The organism is Achromobacter sp. UBA4530 (assembly GCF_002388205.1).
In the GTDB taxonomy this organism is placed as follows: domain Bacteria; phylum Pseudomonadota; class Gammaproteobacteria; order Burkholderiales; family Burkholderiaceae_B; genus Achromobacter; species Achromobacter animicus.
In genome coordinates this window covers 479,136-498,007 of sequence record NZ_DGMA01000007.1, presented here as the reverse complement: position 1 = coordinate 498,007, position 18,872 = coordinate 479,136, and the positions used below count along the sequence as shown (strand labels likewise).

General features: G+C 67.2%; 20 protein-coding genes. 3 read left to right on the top strand and 17 right to left on the bottom strand.

Annotated features, from left to right (window positions below; genetic code table 11):
• Positions 1–10: 10 nt before the first annotated feature.
• The 6 genes from B2W22_RS06600 to B2W22_RS06575 all read right to left on the bottom strand — a co-directional run bounded on the left by B2W22_RS06600 (position 11) and on the right by B2W22_RS06575 (position 4,505).
• The gene (locus tag B2W22_RS06600; protein ID WP_286936707.1) at positions 11–1,126 is read right to left on the bottom strand and encodes a GGDEF domain-containing protein; all 1,116 of its coding nucleotides are present in this window, start codon (positions 1,124–1,126) and stop codon (positions 11–13) included.
• Positions 1,127–1,311: 185 nt separating this feature from the next.
• Positions 1,312–2,031 carry a peptide-methionine (S)-S-oxide reductase MsrA gene (gene msrA, locus B2W22_RS06595; RefSeq protein ID WP_175121841.1) on the bottom strand — a complete coding sequence of 240 codons (720 nt, stop codon included), beginning with the start codon at positions 2,029–2,031 and terminating at the stop codon, positions 1,312–1,314.
• Between the two features lie 33 nt (positions 2,032–2,064).
• The gene (gene msrB, locus B2W22_RS06590) at positions 2,065–2,574 is read right to left on the bottom strand and encodes a peptide-methionine (R)-S-oxide reductase MsrB (protein WP_175121840.1); all 510 of its coding nucleotides are present in this window, start codon (positions 2,572–2,574) and stop codon (positions 2,065–2,067) included.
• Between the two features lie 60 nt (positions 2,575–2,634).
• Entirely contained in the window at positions 2,635–2,946 is a 312-nt protein-coding gene (locus tag B2W22_RS06585; RefSeq protein WP_286936706.1) for a pentapeptide MXKDX repeat protein, read from the bottom strand.
• A 40-nt stretch (positions 2,947–2,986) separates the two neighbouring features.
• On the bottom strand, positions 2,987–3,775 hold the full coding sequence (locus B2W22_RS06580; RefSeq protein ID WP_175185439.1) for a molybdopterin-dependent oxidoreductase: 789 nt from the start codon (positions 3,773–3,775) through the stop codon (positions 2,987–2,989).
• 10 nt (positions 3,776–3,785) lie between these two features.
• Positions 3,786–4,505 carry a cytochrome b/b6 domain-containing protein gene (locus B2W22_RS06575; RefSeq protein WP_286936704.1) on the bottom strand — a complete coding sequence of 240 codons (720 nt, stop codon included), beginning with the start codon at positions 4,503–4,505 and terminating at the stop codon, positions 3,786–3,788.
• A 141-nt stretch (positions 4,506–4,646) separates the two neighbouring features.
• Here B2W22_RS06575 and B2W22_RS06570 point away from each other — a divergent pair, with 141 nt between their 5' ends.
• Both B2W22_RS06570 and B2W22_RS06565 read left to right on the top strand, forming a co-directional pair.
• Positions 4,647–5,366, top strand: coding sequence for a response regulator transcription factor (locus B2W22_RS06570; protein ID WP_175121836.1), 720 nt, complete (start codon positions 4,647–4,649; stop codon positions 5,364–5,366).
• On the top strand, positions 5,363–6,841 hold the full coding sequence (locus B2W22_RS06565; protein WP_175121835.1) for a sensor histidine kinase: 1,479 nt from the start codon (positions 5,363–5,365) through the stop codon (positions 6,839–6,841). The genes B2W22_RS06570 and B2W22_RS06565 overlap by 4 nt, the downstream gene beginning before the upstream one ends.
• Positions 6,842–6,847: 6 nt before the next feature.
• Here the strand turns inward: B2W22_RS06565 and B2W22_RS06560 are convergent, their stop codons facing one another.
• From B2W22_RS06560 to B2W22_RS06510, 11 genes are all read right to left on the bottom strand, one after another.
• Positions 6,848–9,421 (bottom strand): PEP/pyruvate-binding domain-containing protein, encoded by a 2,574-nt coding sequence (locus B2W22_RS06560; RefSeq protein ID WP_286936702.1) that lies wholly within the window; start codon positions 9,419–9,421, stop codon positions 6,848–6,850.
• On the bottom strand, positions 9,418–10,065 hold the full coding sequence (locus B2W22_RS06555; RefSeq protein WP_175121833.1) for a TetR/AcrR family transcriptional regulator: 648 nt from the start codon (positions 10,063–10,065) through the stop codon (positions 9,418–9,420). Before B2W22_RS06555 ends, B2W22_RS06560 begins: the two co-directional genes overlap by 4 nt.
• Positions 10,066–10,164: 99 nt before the next feature.
• On the bottom strand, positions 10,165–11,463 hold the full coding sequence (locus B2W22_RS06550; RefSeq protein WP_175121832.1) for an RNA polymerase sigma factor: 1,299 nt from the start codon (positions 11,461–11,463) through the stop codon (positions 10,165–10,167).
• A complete protein-coding gene (locus B2W22_RS06545; protein ID WP_175121831.1) occupies positions 11,460–11,867 on the bottom strand; it encodes a VOC family protein in 408 nt (135 codons plus the stop codon). The genes B2W22_RS06550 and B2W22_RS06545 overlap by 4 nt, the downstream gene beginning before the upstream one ends.
• A gap of 41 nt (positions 11,868–11,908) precedes the next feature.
• Positions 11,909–12,322, bottom strand: coding sequence for a YciI family protein (locus B2W22_RS06540; RefSeq protein ID WP_175121830.1), 414 nt, complete (start codon positions 12,320–12,322; stop codon positions 11,909–11,911).
• A gap of 440 nt (positions 12,323–12,762) precedes the next feature.
• Positions 12,763–13,116: a YciI family protein gene (locus B2W22_RS06535; protein ID WP_286936699.1), complete on the bottom strand. Its 354-nt coding sequence runs from the start codon at positions 13,114–13,116 to the stop codon at positions 12,763–12,765.
• Between the two features lie 94 nt (positions 13,117–13,210).
• Positions 13,211–13,402 (bottom strand): helix-turn-helix transcriptional regulator, encoded by a 192-nt coding sequence (locus B2W22_RS06530; RefSeq protein ID WP_286936697.1) that lies wholly within the window; start codon positions 13,400–13,402, stop codon positions 13,211–13,213.
• Positions 13,399–13,785: a hypothetical protein gene (locus B2W22_RS06525; RefSeq protein WP_286936696.1), complete on the bottom strand. Its 387-nt coding sequence runs from the start codon at positions 13,783–13,785 to the stop codon at positions 13,399–13,401. Before B2W22_RS06525 ends, B2W22_RS06530 begins: the two co-directional genes overlap by 4 nt.
• 146 nt (positions 13,786–13,931) lie before the next feature.
• Entirely contained in the window at positions 13,932–15,020 is a 1,089-nt protein-coding gene (locus B2W22_RS06520) for an OmpA family protein (RefSeq protein ID WP_286936694.1), read from the bottom strand.
• Positions 15,017–15,952 carry a motility protein A gene (locus B2W22_RS06515; RefSeq protein ID WP_286936693.1) on the bottom strand — a complete coding sequence of 312 codons (936 nt, stop codon included), beginning with the start codon at positions 15,950–15,952 and terminating at the stop codon, positions 15,017–15,019. The genes B2W22_RS06520 and B2W22_RS06515 overlap by 4 nt, the downstream gene beginning before the upstream one ends.
• A gap of 180 nt (positions 15,953–16,132) precedes the next feature.
• Entirely contained in the window at positions 16,133–16,708 is a 576-nt protein-coding gene (locus B2W22_RS06510) for a GNAT family N-acetyltransferase (protein WP_286936691.1), read from the bottom strand.
• A 120-nt stretch (positions 16,709–16,828) separates the two neighbouring features.
• Here B2W22_RS06510 and B2W22_RS06505 point away from each other — a divergent pair, with 120 nt between their 5' ends.
• The gene (locus B2W22_RS06505) at positions 16,829–18,790 is read left to right on the top strand and encodes an NYN domain-containing protein (protein WP_286936768.1); all 1,962 of its coding nucleotides are present in this window, start codon (positions 16,829–16,831) and stop codon (positions 18,788–18,790) included.
• Positions 18,791–18,872: the final 82 nt, after the last annotated feature.

Below are 18,872 nucleotides of genomic sequence, written 5' to 3'. Positions count from 1 at the left end.
GGGGCGGATTTTACTCTGCCTCGACCCGGTTCCGGCCCGCCCGCTTGGCTTGATACAGTTTGGCGTCAGCCCGCCGATACATGACTTCCCAGGACTCGGCGCAATCCGTGTGCGCCACGCCCGCGCTGATCGTGACTGGCGCTTCTTCGCTCGGATCCCGCACGCTCTGTTCAACGGCTGCGCGCAGGCGTTCCGCGCAGCGCAGGGCCTCGGGCGGCTCGGTGGCTGGCAGGAAGATGCCGAATTCCTCGCCGCCAATGCGCCCGAGCACGTCGTGCTTGCGCACCGCGTCGTTAAGGGCCTTGGCCACTTGCTTGAGCACGTTGTCTCCGCTTTGGTGGCCATGCAGGTCGTTGATGCGTTTGAAGTTGTCGACATCGCAGACGATGAGCGCCACCGCAGCGTTGCCATTCGATATGAGCGATCGGACGCGCGCTTCGAAGCCCCGCCGGTTATAGACGCCGGTCAGCCAATCGTTGTCGCCTTCCTTGCGGACCTCGTCAATGGCGTCGGCGGCGATCGCAACCAGCAGCGTGAGCGCCAGCGCGACGCTGAATACCGCAAGCGAAAGCTGCAACATCTGCCAAAACGGCGAGTCGGCAAAGGCAAGGGCGCCTTGTGGCGCCAGCGTCCCCATACTCAGCAGTGTGCGCGGCAGAAAATGCAGGCCGAAAAGCAACACCACAAAGAAAAGCGCCTTGTCGATCGGACGCTGACGCGAAGATCGCCGCATGCGCCACGCGGCAAAGCAGAACAGCAATCCGAAGCCCGCATTCAGCACATAGACGCGGACAAGCAGGTGGCGATCGATGTAGAAGAAGTACCAGAGCGCGCCCATGATGGCCGCCGCATACAGGCCAAATGCGGCCCAGGGCACGCGAATGCGTGCGCGTTCGAGAACGCCCTGCACCACCAGACATCCTGCAGCCGTGTACAGAAAACCCGAGACGAGCGCATTGAGACCCGTGTCGCGGGGCACGTACAGGACTTGTGAAATCGCCCCACAGGCAAATGTCATACAGCCTGCGGCAAGGTGCAGCAGGAAGCGTTTGCGCTGGAAGAAGAACCAGATGGCAAGGAAGGTAAGTCCGAAGATCAGCAGCAGTGCTGGCGCGATCAATGACAACGTCACTCGGACTTGCGAACCTACCATCGGGGCCTCGGGCGAAGCGGCGGCGCGTCTTGCGCGCGGGCCAAATTTCGAGAGTTAACGGTGTCCGGGGGCCGATCACCGCAGGCCGGCCCCCGTATTCCAAAGTGGCTGAAGTTTACGATAGGGCCGGCCCGGGGCGCCTGCGCTTCCCCCCAGCGCTATCTGTCCTTCGCGCTCACCAGCACCGGCTTGTCCCGCCATGCATCCGGAAACGTCTTCGCCAGGTTCTCCACCTTTGGCACATCGTTGATCACGATGTACATGCTGTTCGGATTGCGCACCAGATAGTCCTGGTGATAGTCCTCAGCCGGATAAAACGCCTGCAGCGGTTCGATGGTGGTTGCCAGCGGCTTCGGATACACCCCTGTTTTGTTCAACTGCGCAATATAGGCCTCGGCCACCTTTCGCTGGCTGTCGTTGGCGGGAAACACGGCGGATCGGTATTGCGTGCCGTGATCCGGCCCCTGGCGGTTGAGCTGGGTGGGATCATGCGCGACCGAGAAATAGATCTGCAGCAGCTGTCCGTAGCTGACCTGTTTGGGGTCGTAGGTGATCTCCACCGCTTCCGCATGGCCGGTCCGGCCGCTGCTGACCGCGTTGTAGTTGGCGGTGTTGGCCTGGCCGCCGGCGTAGCCCGAGACGGCGTTGCTGACGCCCTTGACGTGTTGGAAGACGGCTTGCACGCCCCAGAAGCAGCCGCCGGCGATGACGGCTTTTTCCTGCGTGGCGGGTGCCGTGGCAGCGTTTGCGGGCTGCTCCGCAGCGGGCGGGGGAATGATGAAGGCGCGTTCGGCGGCGGGCGCAGCAGTCGAGACGATCAGGCCGCCCGCTGTGGCAAGTGCGGCGCAGAGACGGCGGAGGATGGGGGGCTTGGACATGATGTCGGGTCCTTGTAGCGATGCGGTGGCGGATCAGGCTTGCGGGGTGAAGGTCATGGCCACGCCGTTCATGCAGTAGCGCAGGCCGGTGGGTCGAGGGCCGTCGTCGAACACGTGCCCCAGGTGGCCGCCGCAGTTGGCGCAATGCACGGCGGTGCGGGTCATCCCGAAGCTGCGGTCGCGGGTCTCGCCGACGGCGCCGGGCAGGGGCTGCCAAAAGCTGGGCCAGCCGGTGCCGCTATCGAACTTGGTGGACGACGAGAACAAGGGGTGTTCGCAGCCCGCGCAGGCGAAGGTGCCGTTGCGGTGTTCGTCGTTGAGCGGGCTGGAGTAGGGCCGTTCCGTGCCGTCGCGGCGCAGCACCTGGTATTGCTCGCGCGTCAGGCGCTCTTGCCATTGGGCGTCGGTGAGGGTGTAGGGAAAGCTGGCTGCGGGCGCGGCGGCTTGCGCCGGGCCGCTGCGCGTGACCAGCAGCGGGGCGATGCCCACGGCGGCTGCCGCGGCGCCGCCCAGGCCAAGGAAGTGTCTGCGTGTGAGGTTCATGGCGAGTTCCGTGCGAATGGTTCGAGCCGGGGGCCGGCGGGCGCGGCCCCGGCGCGAGCGTTACTTCTGCATGCCGTCCTTGCTCATCCCGTCCTTCGACATGCCGCCTTTCGACATGCCGTCCTTGGACATCGAATCGCGGGACATGGAATCCTTTGACATCGACCCCTTGGACATGCCATCGCGCGACAGCGAATCCTTTTTCATCCCATCGTGCGACATGCCGTCCTTCTTCATGCCGTCCTGCGCCGGCGCTTCCTTGGACATGCCGCTTTTGCTCGTGCCTTCCTTGCCCATGGTGTCGGCAGCGTAAGAGGCCGTGGCGCCGAGGGCCAGGCACACGGACAATGCGGCGGTGGTGAGTTTGTTCATGATGCGTTCCTTTTGACAGTGAAAAACAGCGGGAAATCACCTAGCTGCCGCCGAACCAGTTGTAGCCCTGGTCCTCCCAGTAACCGCCCGGGTAGGTGTTGGTGACGAAAATCGCCTGGATGTGCTTGGGGTTCTTGTAGCCAAGCTTGGTGGGCATGCGCAGCTTCATGGGAAAGCCGTATTCGGGGGGCAGCGTCCGGCCGTCGTACGTGAGGGCCAGGATGGTCTGCGGGTGCAGCGCGGTGGGCATGTCGATGCTGGTGTAGTAGTCGTCGGCGCACTTGAAGCCGACGTACTTGGCCGACAAGTCGGCGCCCACGCGATTCAAGAATGCCGAGAACGGCACGCCGCCCCATTTGCCGATGGCGCTCCAGCCTTCGACGCAGATGTGCCGCGTGACCTGATCCACCTGCGCCATGGCGCGCAGTTCGTCCAGCCGCCAGCGGCGCTTGTCGGCCACCATGCCGGTGACCTCCAGCCGGAACGATGCCTCGTCCACCTGCGGCACATCGTCGATGCCGTAGAAGGCATTGAAGGGAAACGGCCGGGTGATCATGGATTCGGGATAGGTCGGCGCGAGCTTGGCCGGGTCGAAGATCCAGCCCTGCACACGGTCGTTGAAGCGGGAGACGGCCGAGAGCGCCTGTTCGACGCTTTCGTCGTCGGACAGCGAGCACCCGGACAGCATGGCCAGGCCGCCCAGCGTCAGGCCGCGGCGCAGGAAGGCGCGGCGCGAGGGCTGCTCGACGCGCTTGTCCAGCAGTTTTCCGGCTTCGCGCAGGATGGCGGGGGCGTCCAGGCCCGGCAGGGGGCGGCGTTTTTCGGTCATGGCGGGTTCCTTATTTGCCACGGATCATGGTGAGCAGGCTGCGGGGCACCAGGGCGACCATCGCCAGGTGCACGGCGACGAAGCCGGCCAGCAGGGCCATCGCGAAGAAATGCACGCGCCGTGCGGCTTCATAGCCGCCCATCAGGTCGCGCAGCAGGTCGAATTGCACGGACTTCCACAGCACGAGTCCGGACAGGATCAGCACGGCGATGTCGGCCATCACGAAGAGGTAGGCCAGGCGCTGGACGTGGTTGTAGCGGCGCGGGTCGGCGTGCGAGAGCCTGCCGCGCAGCGCGGCCAGCAGGTCGCGCGCTACGCCGCCGGGGCTGACCGGCAGGAATTTGCGCCACAGGCGGCCGGTGGCGACGTTCAGCGCCAGGTAGAGCAGGCCATTGGCAAACAGCAGCCACATGCCCGCAAAGTGCCATTGCAGCGCGCCGCCCAGCCACCCGCCCAGCGTGATGCCGTTGGGAAAGGTGAAATCGAAAAAGGGCGCGGCGTTGTAGATGCGCCAGCCGCTCATGACCATGACGACGACGGCCAGCGCGTTCAACCAGTGCGTCACGCGCAGCCAGCGGGGGTGGATGACGGGAGAAATAGCCGGAGGCGCCGGCTGGCTGGTCCGTTTTTTCGCGTCGGACTCGGGGGCGGTGGACGGTGGCGCGGCGGGCGACAGCGCGGACACCGGCGGGGCAAGCGGCGTATTGTTGAGGGCGGGTCGGGCCAGCATGGCGGTCTCCGGTGGGCTGTCGATGGAGGCATTCTTCCTCCTGGCCCATACCGAAGTCCTCACGCAAAGTTAAATTAATCGTTAACTTTGCCCCGCGCCGATTGGCGACAATAGGCGCATTGATCACGCCCCAGGTTGCCCATGGATACGCCCCGCCGCGTACTGATAGTTGAAGACGACGCCCATATCGCGGAACTGCTGCGCCTGCATCTGCGCGACGAGGGCTACGCGGTCGAGCACGCGGCCGACGGCAACGCGGGCATGCGCCTGCTTGAAGAAGGCGGCTGGGACGCGCTGGTGCTGGACCTGATGCTGCCCGGCATCGACGGCCTGGAAATCTGCAAGCGGGCACGCGCGATGGCGCGCTACATCCCCATCATCATCACCAGCGCCCGGTCCAGCGAGGTGCACCGCATCCTGGGCCTGGAACTGGGCGCGGACGACTATCTGGCCAAGCCGTTCTCGATGCTGGAACTGGTGGCGCGCGTGCGGGCGCTGCTGCGCCGCAGTGATGCCATCGAACGTAACGCGCGCCAGGACGCCGGCAGCCTGGCCGTGCATGGCGTGTCGATCGATCCGATCGCCCGCACGGTCGATGTCGACGCCCGCCGGCTGGACCTGACGCCGCGCGAGTTCGATCTGCTGCATTTCTTTGCGCGGCATCCGGACAAGGTGTTTTCGCGCATGGACCTGCTGAATCAGGTGTGGGGCTATCAGCACGAAGGCTATGAGCACACGGTCAATACCCACATCAACCGGCTGCGCACCAAGATCGAGGCCGACCCGTCCAACCCGCAGCGCATCCTGACGGTGTGGGGCCGCGGCTACAAGTTTGCGGCGGCGCCCGGGGTGCAGCCATGAAGCGATTCACGTTGACCCAGCGCCTGTCCGGCGTGTTTGCGCTGCTGCTGTTGGCGTGCTGCGGCGCGTCCGCGTGGCTGCAGATCGCGGCAAACTCGCGCTACGAGCAGGAGGTTGTGCAGCGGCTGTCCAGCGGCCTGGCGCAACACATCGCGGGGTCCACCGAACTGATGGACGCCGGCGGCTGGAAGCCGGATGCCGTGCGCTCGATGTTTGACATGCTGATGACGGTGAACCCGGCGGTCGAGGTCTATCTGCTGTCCAACGATGGCCGCATCGTCGGCGACGCCGCGCCGCCCGGACAGATCAAGCGTGATCGCGTCGACCTGGCGCCGGTCAAGCGCCTGCTGGCCGGCGGCATGCTGCCCATCACGGGCGATGATCCGCGCAGCCTTGACGCGCAAAAGGTGTTCAGCGCGGCGCCGGTGCGCGTGGATGGCCGCGAACAGGGGTATGTCTACGTGGTGTTGCAGGGCCAGGCGCATGATGCGCTGGCGATGGACGTGTCGCGCACGTCGGTGCTGCGCACGACGCTGTGGTCGATTGCGCTGGTGGCCTTGCTGGGGCTGGTGGCGGGGCTGGCGGCGTTTGCGCTCATCACGCGGCCGTTGCGGTCGCTGACGCGCGCGGTGCGCGCCTTTGACGGCGACGACGGCCAGGCGCTGGCCGCTCTGGAACAGCCGGCCGATCAGGCGGCGCGCAACGGCGACGAGATCGCGGTGCTGCGGCGCACGTTTGCGCAAATGGGCCGGCGGATCTCGGATCAGTGGCGCGAGCTGACGCGCCAGGACCAGCAGCGCCGAGATCTGGTGGCCAACATTTCGCACGACCTGCGCACGCCGCTGACGTCGTTGCATGGCTATCTGGAAACGCTGCGCCTGAAGGACGAGACGCTTGATCCCGCCGAACGCCGCCGCTATCTGGACATCGCGCTGGCGCAAAGCCGCAAGGTCGGCCGGCTGGCGCAGGAACTCTTCGAACTGGCGCGGCTGGAGTCCGGGCTGGTGCGCCTGGAACCCGAGACGTTTTCGCTGCCGGAGCTGGTGCAGGACGTGATGCAAAAGTTCGAGCTGGCGGCCGAGGCGCGTCAGCAGCATCTGACCACGGACATTGCGCAGGCGCTGCCGCCGGTGCGCGCGGACCTGGGACTGATCGAACGCGTGCTGACGAACCTGCTGGACAACGCGATCCGGCATAGCCCGCCGGGCGGACAGATTGCATTGCAACTTGGCCTGTCGCGCAACCGGGTGCAGGTCCAGGTCAGCGATTCAGGGACGGGCATTCCGCAGGCGTTGCGCGCCGGGCTGTTCACGCGGGCGTCGGCGCTGAACCGCGGGCCGGGCGAGGCCGGCGGACTGGGACTGGTCATCGTGCAGCGGATTCTGCAACTGCACCAGAGCGAGATCCGGCTGGTGGACGCAGCAGGGGGCGGGGCGGTGTTTCAGTTTGAACTGGCGACGGCGACACAAGGGTAGGCGGGTTCAGTCCGGAGCTTCCTCCCGCAGCCGGGTGACGACGCCTTTCACGGCATCGACTTCCAGCATGTCGCCGGTGGCGACCCCTTGCAGAACCCCGTGGACGCTGACGACGGCCGGCACGCCGAATTCGCGCGCCACGATGGCGGCGTGCGACAGATAGCCGCCGACCTCCATGACGACAGCGCCCGCACGCAGGAAAAGGGGCGTCCACGCGGGGTCGGAAGACGCCGCGACCAGAATGCCGCCGGCGGGCATGGACAGGCCTTCGTCCGGCGTGCGCGCCACGAACGCGCGGCCGCGTGCGCGTCCGCCCGCCACCGGGGTGCCGCGCCACGAATCTCGCGATGCGGCCGCTCCGGACCGGGGTTGCGGCTGGGACGGCGGCGTGGTCTGGCTTGCGAATTCGGTGATGACGTCAAGGTCCGGCAGCGCGGTCCAGGCCTGCAATTGCGCGCGCCGGGCCGCGGCGCGCCGTCCCAGCGCCGCGGCGTCTATCCGGCCGTCCGCCAGCGCGAAGAGCTCGGCCGCGTTCAGATGGAACACATCGTCGGCATCCGCCAGTCCGTCCGGGCCAGCGTTGCGCCGTCCCAATTCCAGCGCGTGCTTGCGGGCCGCGGCCAGATATGCCACCAGCACGCTGCGCGCGGCTTCGCGTTGGTTGCCTTCCAGGCGGGATGCCGCGAGCAGCTTGGCGGCGAGCAGGCGCTGCCAGAACCGCAACGCGCGGCGCACGCGTTGCCATGCCTGCCGCGCGGCGTCGTCCTGACGGGCGCGCAGGGCGGCGGGATCGGCGCCGATCAGGTTCAGGATGCTGTCCAGCAGATAACCGGGCGCTTCGCGCCAGCGCGGATTGCGCAGATAGCTCTCGTAGACGGCGCGGTGGCCGTAGCGATGCAGGAAGTCGGCAAAGGCGTTCCTGAACGAACTGTCTTTGGGCAATGCCGTTGCCCACGCGGCATCGTCGCGGTTCGGCGCGCGCAGCCACGCGAGCGCCTGGGCGTCCTGCTCGGCCAATTGCGCCAGCGCCATGAGCGCATAACCCTGCTGCGCCGTGACGCTGGGATCGCCGCCCGCCATCAGCGCGGCAGTCAGCGCGTGGCCTTCGCCGGGCACGGCTTTTTCCACCATGTCGAGCAGCTTGGACAGCGCACCGCCGCCTGAACCCTGCAGGAAGAACAATTGGTCCGCGGCCAGGACGGTCTGGAACTGTTCGCGCAACTGCGCGCCCAGCGCGGCGTCGGAGGCGGGCAGCGGCGCGTCCAGCCAATCCTGGGCGCGGGCCAGAAGCCGGGGCAGATCGGTGGCGGCCTGGCGGCGCAGCGGCGCGGCCCGGCGCAGATAGCGCACGATGCGCAGGCCGTGCCGCAGCCGCTGCATGGCGGTGACCGGCGGCACACGGATCTCGGGCTGCGGGCCGCCCAGCAACGCGTTCATGTCGCGCGGACTGACGCCCAGCGCGTCATGGCCGACCCATTGGATGACCGAGGCATTCAGATAGGCGCGCCCCTGGAACAGTGCGGCGAGCGGCACGCCGGGGAGCGTGCGGTAACCGCTCAACTCGAAGCCGCAGGTCAGCATACGCTGGGCCATGACGCGGCCCGCGTCCCATTCCAGGGCTGACATGGCTTGCGGCAGGACCTCGCGGGTGTTGCCGCGCGACCAGTAATCCGGCTGGTCTTGCAGCGCGGGATAGGTGTGGCGCGCCAACGCGGTCACCGGGCGTGCCTGCACGATCCAGAACCGGTCGCCGTCCCAGGCCCATTCAAGGTCGTACGCCGCGCCGCTATAGTCCAATGCGCGGGCAGCGTCGCGCGCAATGTCGCCCAGAGTCTCAGCCTGCGCGTCGGTCAGCACGGCTTTCGCAGCGCGGGCGGCGGGCGTGTCGGTCAACTGTGTGCCTGCGCCGCTGGCGGCGGGCTGCGTGGCGTGACGTTTCGTGCCGATGCGCCGCGAGACGACCGGCCAGGCTTGGCGCAGATAGTCTTCGCGCAGGCGGTAGTCATCGCCGTCCGCCTCGCCGTTCACGAGCGATTCGCCCAGGCCCCAGTTGGCGTGGATGACCATCTCGTCGTGGCGGCCCGTGGCGGGGTCGATGGTGAAGGCGATGCCCGACGCCTGTGCTTCGATCATCGGCATGACGACGACCGCCATGCCGCCCGCGCCGTCGATCGGCAGGCCAAGGCGCTGCCGGTAAGCCTGCGCCTGCGGCGTCCATAGCGAATCCCAGATTCGCTTAAGCGCCTGCACGGCGGCATCGGGTCCGCGCACGTTAAGACAGGACAAATGGATGCCGGCGAACGACGCGCCGGCGGAATCTTCTTGCGGCGCCGACGAGCGCAACGCGAGGGGACGGTCCAGCCAGCCGCGTTCGTGCAACGCCTGGCGCAGGGCTTGCGTGACGGCCGGCGGCACGTCCTGACCGGGCCGGTGCCCGGCGCTGGCCTGCGCCGCCAGCACGAAGCCGTCGGGCACCGGCACCCCAAACTGCGCCATGCGGCCCAATTGCCAGCCCTTGCCGCCCGCCGCTTGCGGACCGGCCTGCGCCGCGGCCGGCCAGTCCAGCACCAAGGCGGTCATTCCGCGCTCCCGGCAATACCGTGCACGAACAGGGTGATGGCGGCGTCGAATTCCTGCTGAAGCGACGCGCCGGGCTGGTCCAGCCAGCGCAGCAGGGCGCCCAGGTAAAGGAACTGAAGATGATGGGCGAGCAGTTCGGCGTTCATGTCGGACCGGGCCTGGTTGGCGGCCTGCGCGTTCTGGATCAGCGCGGCAAACACGCGGTGCAGGCCGCTACGCGAATGGCGCTCGTCGTTCTGCGTGCCCGCCTGCATGGAGGCGAAGCGGTAACGCAGATAAGGGCCAAGGTAAGCGCGGTGCGATTCGGCCCAATCCGCCGATGCGTGCAGCAGCCGCGTCAGCCGTTCGGCGAAGGTGGGCAGGGCTTGAAGCGCGGGCCATAGCGTCGTCAGCGACCCGGCCAGCTCGCCGTGGAAGCGTTGCGCCAGCAGCGCCTCCTTGACGGGAAAGTGGTTGTAGAGCGTGCCCTTGGACACGTCGGCCTGCGCGGCAATCTGCTCCATCGTGACGGCGTCGTAACCGAGGGCTTCGAACAGGCGCCAGGCGGTCTGTGTCAGATTGTCCACCGTCTGCTGGCGCTTGCGTTCGCGGCGGCCGATGTCGGTGGGGTCCGCGCCGGGCAGGAGGAGATGGGAGTCGGGCATGATCAAACCAAAATAATTAAACGACGTTAAAAATTATACGTCGTCTAATAATTGGATGTTTTGAACAGGCGGTCGGGCTCGAGGCAGCGTCCGGCTCCCTCAATCGCCGCTGACGTCGCCCGATTCCCCAGTCATTTCCCGCGCGCGCCCCAGCAGCAGCTCGCGTTCGCGGGCGTTGCGGGTCATGCCGGCCGCGCGTTCGAACTCGGCGCGGGCTTCGGCCTCGCGGCCCAGCCTGGCCAGCAGGTCGGCGCGCACGCTGGGCAGCCAGTGATAGTTCGCCAGCGCGGGCTCCGCCGCCAACTGGTCTGCCAGATCCAGACCGGCCTGCGGGCCGAAGGCCATGCCGATCGCGACGGCGCGGTTCAGCTCCACCACGGGCGACGGCGCCGCCTGGGCGAGCGCATCGTACAGCGCCACGATCCGCATCCAGTCGGTTTCCCCGGGCGTACGGGCCCGCGCGTGACAGGCAGCCAAGCCGGCCTGCAGCGCATAGGGCCCACGCGCGCCGCCCAGCGCATCGGCCCGGTCCAGCGCCGCCAGCCCGCGCCGGATCAAGAGCGGATCCCAGCGGCGGCGGTCCTGTTCCATCAGCAGCACCGGCCGGCCCTGGCCATCGGTGCGCGCATGCAGGCGCGACGCCTGCAGTTCCATCAGCGCGACCAGACCATGCACCTCGGCCTCCGACGGCGTCAATTCCGCCAGAATGCGGCCCAGGCGCAGCGCTTCGTCGCACAGGCCCGGCCGCATCCAGTCATCGCCCGAGGTCGCGGAATAGCCTTCGTTGAAGATCAGATAGATGACTTCCAGCACCGAGGCCAGACGCGGCGCGCGGTCGGCGGCCGAGGGCACCTCGAAGGGCACATTGGCGGCGGACAGCGTGCGTTTGGCCCGCACGATACGCTGCGCGATGGTCGATTCCGACGCCAGGAACGCGCGCGCGATTTCGGCCGTCGTCAGCCCGCCCAAGAGGCGCAGCGTCAGCGCCACGCGGGCCTCGGTGGACAACAGCGGATGGCAGGCGGTGAAGACCAGCCGCAACAGATCGTCGCCGATGTCGTCCTGGCGCGCCGCATCCAGCGCGTCGACGAAGTCGGGCTCCACGTCGGCCTGCAAGGCTTCCAGCTCGTGGCCGATCTGCTCGTGCTTGCGGGTGTGCAGCGCATCCAGCCGCAGCCGGTCACGCGCACGGTTCTTCGCGGTGGTCATGAGCCATGCTCCGGGATTGTCCGGCACGCCCGTCTGGGGCCAGCGCTCCAGCGCCGCAACCAGCGCATCCTGGGCCAGCTCTTCGGCCAGCCCCACGTCGCGCACCAGACGCGCCACCCCCGCGATGACGCTGGCGGCCTCGATCCGCCAGACCGCCTCGATGGCGCGATGCGTGGCCGCCTGCGTCATGCGCCGGTCGCTTCGCCGGGAACCATGTAGGCGAACTCCCAGATGTGCCCATCCAGGTCCTCGAACCCGTGCGCGTACATGAAGCCGTGGTCCTGCGGCGCGCGCGGCGCCGTGCCGCCCGCGGCGACGGCCCGCGCCACCAGGTCGTCGATCTCGGCTCGGCTTTCGCAGGACAGGCAGACCAGCACTTCCGTGGTCTGCGTGGCGTCCGCCACCGGCTTGCCGGTAAAGCTCTGGAAGAAATCCTTCACCAGCAGCATCACGTAAAGGTTGTCGCCGACGACCATGCATGCGCCCTGGTCGTTGGTGAAGTCGGGATTGAAGCTGTAGCCCAGTTTCTTGAAGAATGCCTGGGACTTCTGCATGTCGTTGATGGGCAGGTTGACGAAGATCTGCTTGTGCATGGCGTGTCTCGCTTGATTGTTCGGGGTGGTGCGCAGGGAAATCAGACGTTCGGCGTCGGCATCTGGCGGAAGCGCTCGACTTCCTTGCTGGGCTCGAAGTCGTCCAGCTCGAATACCTGGCGCACCTCGATCTCGCAGTCCTGGCCGGGAAAGGGCGTCGGAAAGCGCATCGCCCACTGCATTGCCTCTTCCCGGGAGCGCACCTGGATCATCGTGTAGCCGGCGATCAGTTCCTTGGTTTCGGCAAACGGCCCGTCAAGCAGCTTGCGTTCGCCGCTGCCGTCGTACCGCACGCGCCAACCTTTGGACGTCGGGTGCAGGCCGTTGGCGTCCAGCAACACGCCGGCCTTGACCAGGGCTTCGTGATAGGTCGCCATCGAGGCAAGCAGGCTGTCGTCCGGCATCTTGCCGGCTTCGCTGTCGGGCGTGGCCCGGACGATGATCATGAATCGCATCTGAGGTCTCCAGGGGAGGGATAGCAAGGCCGAAAGGGGCGCTTGTACAGGTACGACGAACGGCGCGGCGGTGGATCGACAACAACAAAGCGTGCCTAGGGTAAATACTGAGTCAGCCGGGGTGTCTGGGGCGCCTAGCACCCGGTTACGAAGGTCCAGGCCTTGTTGCAGGCGTGTCCCATACACTCGCAGCGTCTTTAACCACCCTGAAGCAACACCATGAAAGTTCTGTGCAGTCTTGCCCTCATCGTCTCCGTCTTGTCCGGCTGTGCCGTGTACACGCCGCAAGGCTCCGTGGTCGTCGATCCGCATGACGGCGGCGGCCGGGGCGGCTTCTGTCCGCCTGGACAGGCCAAAAAGGGCAATTGCTGATGTAACGGCGGCCGGCCGGGAAAGCAGGGCCGGTCTGGCCCCGCGCATTTGCGAAGGCCGTCACTCGCCTACATGAAGCAGGGCCCCAACTCCCGGACTTCAACCGTGGCCCACTGCGCGGCGGGGCATTCGGCGGCCAGCGCCAACGCTTCTTCGCGCGACTCGCACGTCAGAAGGAAAAAGCCGCCGATCATTTCCTTGGCCTCGGCGTAGGGGCCGTCCATCAGCTGACGGTCCCCGTCGCGCACGCGCAGGCGCACGCTTTCGGCATCGGACTTGAGGGATTCGGCGCGCGTGAGCAGGCCGCGCGAATGCAGGGATTCGGCGTAGCGCACCATCTGCGCATAGGCCTCGCGGCCTTCCTCGGGCGTGCGCTGGGCGCGCTGGCCCACCGGTTCAACGATCAGCAGCATGTAGGGCATGGTGACTCCCGCTTGGGGACTGCGGTCGCCGCGAACGGCGGGTCCGCTAGGTTAACGCCGATCCCCGCGTCGGCGCCATGCCGGAAATTGCGCCTTAGCCTTCCTGAAAGATCGATTCGATGGATGTGTCAAACACGCGGGCGATGGCGAAGGCGAGCGGCAGGCTCGGGTCGTATCGGCCGGTCTCGATGGCGTTGACGGTCTGACGCGAGACGTCCAGCCGTTCGGCCAGCGCGGCCTGGCTCCAGCCGCGCTCGGCACGCAGTTCGCGGATGCAGTTTTTCATCGATGGCGCAACGTGTCGACGATGGTGGTGAACGCCCAGACGCCGCCCATCAGCGGCCAGACCACGAACATGCTCAGTTTGGGAAAGCCGGCGATTTCCAGAAAGCCATACGTGAACGTGACGCCGGCGGTGACGGCGGCGGCGATCGCCAGATGTTCCAGCGTGGTCTTGCGGACGAATTCGTCGGACTGGCGCACGGCGCGCACCACGGCTCGCAGCGCCAGCAGAAACGCCAGCATGGGCGTGAGCAGCACGACGGTGCGCAGGGCGCCGGGCCGCATGTCGAGGCTGAGCCGCAGCGCGCCGGCCAGAAGTACGGCATACAGCGCCATCGAGAAGCCCAGTTCCTTGAAATAGCGGCGCTTGGCCTGGAGTTGATTCATGGGAATGCCCTTGTTGATGTAAAGCGTGCTTGACATTCTGGCGGCCGGGAGGCGGTATGTCAAGCGTCCTTTACATCACGAAAATGCGGCAAGCGGGCAATAAAAAACCGGCTTGCGCCGGTTTTTTCAAGGGAAGGAATCGCGGATCAGGATTGCGCCGGGGTGGCGGGCGCGGGCGCCGTCATGGCGTTCGCAGGCGCTTTGGCGTCCGGTGTGGCCGCCTTCGCCGTGGAGGGCGTTGCCGCCGGCTTGGACGGTGTGCCCGCGGGGGCGGCCGCTTGTGGCGCGGTGGCCGGTTTGCCCGCGGCGGGCGCCTGCGGGGCGGCGGCGGTCTTGGCCTGCGGCGGCGTGATGTCCATGATGAGCTCGACGCGGCGGTTTGCCGCGCGGCCGGCGGCCGTGTCGTTGGACTCGATCGGCCGCGTTTCCGCGTAGCCCACCGCGCGCAGCCGCTGCGGCGTCACGCCATCGCGCACCAGTTCGCGCAAGACGCTGGTGGCGCGGCTGCTGGACAACTCCCAGTTCGACGCGAACTGCTTGGTCAGGATCGGCACGGGATCGCTGTGGCCTTCGACCGAGACCTGGTAGTCGTTCTTGTTGAGGATGCCGGCCAGGCGCTTGATCACGTCCAGACCCGCGGTGCTGAGCGTGGCTTGGCCGGAAGCGAACAGCAGTTCGTTGCTGATGCGAAAGCTGACCGACTGCTCGTTGACGATCACGTCCACCGAATTGCCCAGATCCGCCAGGCCCAGCGATTCCTTGGACGGGGCGGTCAGCGGCGGGGCGGCGTCAGCCACCACGACTTCGTCTTCGGCCAGCGCGGGCGCGGCCGCGGCGAGGGCCGGCGCGGGCGTGGGCTGCGCGGACCAGCTTGCCGGGATCTGCACGGTTTCGAATTCCGAATACTCGCCGTCGTACTTGGGCAGGCCGCTGGCGCCCAGCGTACCGACCAGCTCGACGGGCTGGCCGGATTTGCCGGAGCCGCCGCCGTACATGGCGGCGGCCAGCATGACGACCAGCATCGCGAGCAGCAGCGTGATGAGGTCCAGATAGCTCAGCAGCCAGTTCTCGGAATCCTGCTCGACGGCGTCTTCGACGTGCCAGCGCGCATAGCGGTCCTGGCGGTCGCTGTCGCTAGGGCGCCAGGCGCTCGCCGCGGACGCCTTCTGCGCGCGCAGTTGCGCCTGGCGGGCCTGCTCGATCCGCTGCGCAAGGGAAGGGGAAATCAGGCTCATTGACGCGCGGAAGCGGGGCGGGCGATGGAGACGGAGGCGGCGGCGGTGGCGCGGGCGGGCGATCCGGCGGCCGGCGCTCCGGCGGCCGGCGCGGTTGCGCCGGGCTTGACCTGTCCTTCCGTCTTGGTCTTGGTCTTGGTCTTGGGCTTGGCGTCGGCGCCGCCGTCGTAGATTTCGTCTTCGACGTGCATGACGAAGGAATTCAGGGTCTCGCGCACCATGGCCGGACCGCGCTTCTCGCACATCATCGAGATGCCTTGCAGCACCATGTTCATCGATTCCACACGACGCGCCGTACGGCGTTCCAGCTTCAGCGCGATCGGCTTGCAGATCAGGTTGGCGAGCAGGATGCCGTAGAACGTCGTCATCAGGCCGATGGCCAGCTGCTGGCCGATGGTCTGCATGCTGCCATCGCCCAGGACGGCCATCAGGTTGATCAGGCCAACCAGCGTGCCCAGCATCCCGAAGGCGGGCGCAAAGGTGGCCATGACGCGGAACATCTGGGCCTCGGCCTGTTCGCGGGCGCGCAGGCGGGCGACGCGCCACTTCAGCAGTTCGATGATCTGGTCTTCAGGCGTGTTGTCGATGATGAGCTGCACGCCCGTGCGCAGGAACGGGTTCGAGACCTTCTTGAGCTCGTGCTCGACCTTGTGGACGTCGGCGTTCATCCAGAGCTGCGCCATCGACACCAGTTCCTCGATGTCGCGCTGCTGGTCGTGCTGGTCGTTGCGGAACACCGTGCGCACCAGTTTGAACACGCGCACCACTTCCTGCAGCGGGTACGCAATGAACAGCGCGGCGCAGGTGCCGCCCAGCACGATCGCCAGGCCCGGCAGGTTGAAGTACAGGCTGGTGTCGTTGGCGGACAGTGCCACCACGATGATCAGGGTGAGCAGGCCGACAACGGCGCCGATGACGGTAGACGGATTCATGGATCTTGCCCGAAAACATGGCATCCCACGCGCGGAATGCCGGATTGTCGGGAATTCTAGCCAGCGCAAGCGCAGGTCAATTGGCCGGAAAGCGGGGCGAAATAGGCGGTAAGCGCCGGCTTAATCGGGCAGTCAGGCGGGCGGCGCGTCGACGATTCGCGGGCGCAAATCGGGGACGGCCTAGGCTTGCCGCGGGGCGTCCTGCTGCGCCAACCATTCCTCGCGGGTGATCTCCCAGATCTCGGCGGGATGCCGGCCGCTGACGAAGCCGCGTTCCTCGGTGCCCACCAGCCGCATGCCGCTGCTTTCCGAGATCCGCCGCGACGCGGTGTTGGCGATGGCCTTGGGCGCGCGCAGCACCGGTTTGCCCAGCACGTTGAACCAGTAGGCCGTGACGGCCGCGCTGGCTTCGGTCATGTAACCCCGCCCTTGATGCGCAGGATCCAGCCAGAAGCCGCGGTTATTGCCGGGCTCGTCGTCCATCAGGCTGACGACGCCGATCAGTTGGTCAGGCTGCGCCCGCGTGCGGACCGACCAGTGCCATTGCGTCCCGCGGCGCATGGCGGGCAGGGCGGCGTGTTGCAGGAATTGGCGCGCGCCATCGTCGGGGTACGGCCAAGGCACCTTGTCGGCCAGAAAGCGCACGACCTCCCATTGGGCAAACGTGCGCTGGATGGCGTCGGCGTCGTCCAGGGACAGGGGGCGCAGCACCAGTCGGTCGGTGACGAGTTCGGGCGGCGGTTGGGTGTCGGTCATGGCGGCTCGCGGTGGGTGAAGGGGGAGACCAAGCGGAAATGTATATCATGGGCGAATTCTGGCGGTGTAAGGCCGGGCATTGCCTGGGCCTGGCCTTCCGACCGCGGCATTGGAGAGAACATGAACAACCCCAACGAAAACGTCAGCATGGCGCTTTTCTGCGACTTCGAGAACGTGGCGCTGGGTGTGCGCGACACCAAATTCCAGAAGTTCGACATCCGGCCGGTGCTCGAGCGCCTGCTGCTCAAAGGCAGCATCGTGGTCAAGAAGGCCTATTGCGACTGGGAGCGGTACAAGGAATTCAAGGCGCCGATGCACGAGGCCAATTTCGAGCTGATCGAAATCCCGCACGTGCGCCAGTCCGGCAAGAATTCGGCGGACATCCGCCTGGTCGTGGACGCGCTGGACTTCTGCTACACCAAGTCCCACGTCAACACCTTCGTCATCATCAGCGGCGACTCCGACTTTTCACCGCTCGTCTCCAAGCTGCGCGAGAACAACAAGAAGGTCATCGGCGTGGGCGTCAAACAGTCCACGTCCGACCTGCTGATCGCCAACTGCGACGAATTCATTTTCTATGACGATCTGGCCCGTGAAGGCCAGCGCACCGCCGAGGCGCGCCGCGACAACCGCGGCGTTAGCGCCCAGCGCCGCTCGCCGGACGAGGAGCGCCGCCGCAAGGAAGAGCAGGACGCCCGCAAGACGCGCGCGGTCGAGATGGTGGTCGAGACGTTCGATGCGCTGATGGCCGAACGCGGCGACAGCGGCAAGATCTGGGCATCGGCCCTGAAAGACGCCTTGAAGCGCCGCAAACCGGATTTCAACGAGTCCTACTATGGCTTCCGCGCGTTCGGCAATCTGCTGGAAGAGGCGCAGTCGCGCGGGTTCCTGGAGGTCGGGCGCGAAGAGAAGTCGGGTACGTATGTCTATCGTGATGGCTCGGGCGAGGCATCCTCTGACCAGGCTGGCGAGGCGCATGGCGGGGCGGCAGATGGGGTGGCCGATGCCACTGACGCGCCGGTCACTGGTGGCCGGAACACACGTAAATCGCGTGGCGGACGCAAGACGGCGGGCGGCCGGACGGCGGGCTCGCACGGCGAAGGCACTGAGCGGGAAGATGCCGTGACCGCCTCGCCGGATGGATTCGCCGAGGCTGCGGATGCGTGGAAACAACCCGACGCGCCGCAGCAGACGGAAGAGGGCACCGTAGTGGATGTGTTGGAGACGCCGGGTCAGGTTGCTGGCGGCGATGCTGCCGGCGGCTCGCCGCAGGCGCGCAGCGGCAGGCAGTCGGATAACGGCCGTCAGGGTCGCTCGGGCCGCCGTGGTCGGGGCGCGAGGGCGGGTGATGATGCCCGGCCGTCGAGTCATGCCGAGTCATTGGAAGACGCCGGTCAGCCGCGAGGTTCGGTCGAGGGGCGGGGGGCTTCTGAAGGGCAGGGGGCGTCCGAAGGGCGGGCTCAGGCGGAACGGCAGGGTTCGTCCGGCGCGGAGGTTTCATCCGAGGGGCAGGCGTCGTCCGAAAGGCAGGTTTCGTCCGAGGGGCAGGCTTCGTCCGGAAGGCAGGCTTCGTCCGAAAGGCAGACGTCGTCCGACGGGCAGGCGCCGGCTCGCCAGCGCGAAGACGTGGCTCCACCTGCCTTCAAGCGTCCGGTGCCCCCGCCGCCGCAGTCGGCGCTGGTTTCCGGTCCGCCGCCGGTAGTGAATGTGGCCGAGTGGACGTTCGTTGCGCCGCCGGCCAACACCGAACGCGAACGCCGGGGCGAGGCGCCAGATCCCTTCGCCGGCGCGCCGCGATCGGCCGCCGGATCCCGGTCGGATGTGGCTTCCCGGGCCGCCTCCGAAACCGCTTCCGACGCTGCTTCCGCAAAGTCCGCCGCCAAACCCGCCCGCAGTGCCCGCAAGACCACGGCCAAGGCGCCATCCAAATCGGAGAGCCCGTCGGCCCAAGCGGAAACGCCGGCGGCGCCCGCCGCCGAGACCGCCCCGGCCCCTGAACCGGCGCGCAAGACAGCGGCGCGCAAGACAACGGCCCGCAAAACGGCGCCGCGCAAGACCGCGAAGAAAGCCGACGCGGCTTGACGTCGCGATCGGCCCGGCCCGCCGTCAGTCAGCGCTGACGAACGCTTCAGACGGCGCCTTGTGCGCCGTTTGCTTGCGGGGC